Genomic DNA, 2,605 nt, shown 5'->3' with positions numbered 1-2,605 from the left:
GAAAAGTAAATTTTGGAATAGAGTATTATGCGTATAACATCCAAATTAAATGTATATACGAATGTTTAAAAGAGAAGTTATTTAAATTAGACGTTAGCGGTTAGCTTAAAAGACCGCAGACAGAGAAATCTAAAAACCGAATAGAGTAAGAATACAAATTAAAGTAAAAACAAAATGAGAAAAGCACTTCTAATTTTAACACTGTTACTCTGCGGAGCAATAATGACAATGACCTATGCTCAAGATTACAAATACGAGCAAGATTATTTTGACAAAGAAAAAGTAAACATCAAGGACAGTTATGGCAACACAATAGGTTACTATAAGCGGGACTACTTTGACAAATCAAAAATTAATGTTTATGATAAAAATGGGAACCTTGTGCAGACAGCAAAAGACGACTATTTTGACAAAGATAAAACAAATTACTACGACCAAAAGGGGAATAGTCAAGGCTCAACAAAGCAAGATTATTTCAACAAAGCAAAGACCAATATTTATGATGACAATGGTAATGTAACTGGATATTATGAACAAGATTATTTTGATAAAGATAAATTAAATGTTTACAACTCAAGAGGAACAAAAGTAGGCTACTATAAAAGGAATTACATTAATAACAACTGGGAGTATTTTGACTATTAAAACAGTTAATTAATGAATGCTTTGAAATCTGGCTACTTTCAACAAGTGAACCCCAGGAACCAGGAATTTATGAAGAATTAATCCTAAAGATTTTTCTCAAAGAAATAAACAAATTACCCTTCGCAAATAGACAGTTGAAAAGAGTAAATAATGGTAAAGTTTTTATCAGAATAATTAATGATAGAGACGCTCATGATTGGGCGTCTCTGTTTTTATATATCTACATCACTATCGGACAATTAATTGAAGCCAACAATAAAGAAACAAAAACCTCATACTCTGAAAGATACAACTCTTATCAACAATTTGGGGTGATGTTGTTAATAACTTGAGACTTGATTTGTATCCCTCCGACCAACTACATCTTGTATGCTCCACCTCATTTCATGAACTTTTGCCTCATATTATTGAACCTAAAAAAATAGAAAATCACAGAGAATTTTGGGAAAATAAGGTGTAGTTGCTCGGATGGATACGAAAAAATCTGTAGTGCTCAAATCGGAATACCTAGAATAGCAAATTGCTGATTAGCAGGAAGTCTTTGAAATATTGCTGCAATGTGGGTTAAAAGCGGTCAATTTAGGTAGCGACACCGACACAACCGGAGCAGTAACAGGCGGTCTCGCAGGGCTCCTTTACGGATTTGATAATATTCCTAAAAAATGGATAGAACAAATAGCAAGATACGATGATATTAACAACTTAGCAGAAAGGCTTTCGGATAAACTTGCCAGCAACTAACAAAATAAAATAACAATAAAGCCGATGAACTGCTTCTATAGATTATTTTCTTGCCTCCTCAACTACATGCTTCTCCCATACGACTAAAGCATATCCAACGGACTCTTTATTTTGGATTTAGAGATATCAGTAATATGCGTGTATTTTTCGGTAGTCTTAATTGATTCATGCCCCAGCAACTGTTGAATGAAACGAATATCGGTGCCCGACTCTAGCAAATGAGTTGCAAAGCTATGTCTCAATGTATGCGGAGTTATTTGCTTTTTAATACCCGCTTTTGATGCAGCATTCTTTACAATCACTTGCACAGATTTAGGCGAATACATACCACCTGATTGCCCCTCAAATAAAAAGTCAGCAGGTTTGTGTTTTATAAAATATGTGCGCAATTCTTCCAATAGAGCTTCAGACAACATCACAACTCTATCTTTGTTGCCTTTCGAGTTTTTGATATGAATAATCATACTTTTAGAATCAATATCAGTCAGTTTCAGGTGAAGCAGTTCGCCGAGCCGCAGTCCCGATCCATACAGTAACTTAATTATACATCTGTGTTTGATGTTCTCTACGCTTTCAATCAGCTTTTTCACTTCATCTGTTGTTAGATAATTGGGCAAAGAAAATGATTTACGAGCAGGATAAAGATGCTCTATATTTAATTTCGTATTATACACCGAAGAGTAAAATTTGTCTATTGAAGCTATAATCATCCGCTGATGTGAACTGCCAATCTTATGTTTCTGAACTTTCCACAAAACATATTTTTCAATAATCGCTTCGTTTAGCTCAGATGGATGGGAGAATTTCTTTTCAGCAATTTCAAGAAAACTCTTCATTGCGCTTTTATAATTCCTGATTGAATTAGGACTATAGCGCTGCAATATGAGTTTTTGCTCAAACTGTATAAGTAGTTTTTCAATATCCATGATATATATATATAATAGTTGCTAATACAAAAATAGCAAAACATTCGTAAATGCTATTCTTTTTCTGACATTTATATATATCCTTAATTCCGCTTTAATGCATATAGTTAAGCGTTTTTCATGAGTAGGTTGTGTAAGGTGGTGTACGAATGTTATAAGGTTTATATTTACGAATGTTGTATATTTAGTGCGTAAATAAGACGTTGTACGACATAGTAAAACCCACCTCGTAAAAATGAAAGTTCGTGACGAAAAACTAAAAGCAATAATTGATTGGTCTAAAAATAACCGAG

The 2,605-nt window shown here is 33.4% G+C and carries 3 protein-coding genes; 2 read left to right on the top strand and 1 reads right to left on the bottom strand.

All coding sequences use genetic code 11. The features are described 5' to 3' along the window. Positions 1–174 precede the first annotated feature (174 nt). On the top strand, positions 175–645 hold the full coding sequence (locus B091_RS0111465; protein WP_025069681.1) for a hypothetical protein: 471 nt from the start codon (positions 175–177) through the stop codon (positions 643–645). Positions 646–1,194: 549 nt separating this feature from the next. Continuing rightward, positions 1,195–1,386, top strand: a complete 192-nt coding sequence (locus tag B091_RS13015) for an ADP-ribosylglycohydrolase family protein (protein ID WP_018110134.1) — start codon at positions 1,195–1,197, stop codon at positions 1,384–1,386. Between the two features lie 83 nt (positions 1,387–1,469). Here the strand turns inward: B091_RS13015 and xerA are convergent, their stop codons facing one another. Then, entirely contained in the window at positions 1,470–2,312 is an 843-nt protein-coding gene (gene xerA / locus B091_RS0111455) for a site-specific tyrosine recombinase/integron integrase (protein ID WP_018110133.1), read from the bottom strand. Positions 2,313–2,605 lie beyond the last annotated feature (293 nt).

The organism is Bacteroides propionicifaciens DSM 19291 = JCM 14649 (assembly GCF_000375405.1).
In the GTDB taxonomy this organism is placed as follows: Bacteria; Bacteroidota; Bacteroidia; order Bacteroidales; family Bacteroidaceae; genus Bacteroides_E; species Bacteroides_E propionicifaciens.
The sequence above is the reverse complement of the archived record's forward strand: the minus strand, read 5'-3'. Positions and strand labels throughout refer to the sequence as shown.

What these genes read in the sequence shown, in the direction of transcription:
- B091_RS0111465 (WP_025069681.1), top strand. Translation starts at nt 175, where the DNA reads ATGAGAAAAGCACTTCTAATTTTAACACTGTTACTCTGCGGAGCAATA.
- xerA (WP_018110133.1), bottom strand. Translation starts at nt 2,312, where the DNA reads ATGGATATTGAAAAACTACTTATACAGTTTGAGCAAAAACTCATATTG.